The sequence below is a fragment of the Cupriavidus basilensis OR16 genome, from assembly GCF_000243095.1.
Taxonomy (GTDB): Bacteria; Pseudomonadota; Gammaproteobacteria; order Burkholderiales; family Burkholderiaceae; genus Cupriavidus; species Cupriavidus basilensis_D.
Genome location: NZ_AHJE01000213.1, coordinates 1 through 395, shown reverse-complemented (window position 1 = coordinate 395; position 395 = coordinate 1). Strand labels below are relative to the sequence as shown.

Here is a 395-nt window from a genome sequence, read left to right as displayed (position 1 = left end):
CCCCGGTCTATTTTTCAGAATTTCGTAATAATCGGCCGATTAAATTCATTTGTCCAGATTAATGACGGTCCATAGAATTTGGCTTCAACCACGGCGCCGTACTGCGTGGCGATGGATGCAACGTGCCACTTGTCTCTCCTCCACAGGACTCCCAGATGAAGAGCTTGATCCGCTTGAGCGCAGTACTGCTCGCTGCCCTGCCATGCCTGGCCCCCGCCGCCGACGCCCCCGCCGCGGACGACGGCTATCCCAGCAAGGCGGTGCGTATCGTGGTGCCGTTTGCGGCCGGGGGATCCACCGATGTGGTCGCGCGCATCATCGCCGAGAAGCTCTCCCAGCAGTTCAAGCAGCCGTTCCTGGTTGACAACCGCGCCGGCGCCAGCGGCAATATCGGC

At 60.5% G+C, this 395-nt stretch carries 1 pseudogene; it reads left to right on the top strand.

The features are described from left to right. Positions 1-155: 155 nt before the first annotated feature. Positions 156-395 (top strand): annotated as a pseudogene (locus tag OR16_RS38030) (tripartite tricarboxylate transporter substrate-binding protein); the annotation flags it as partial.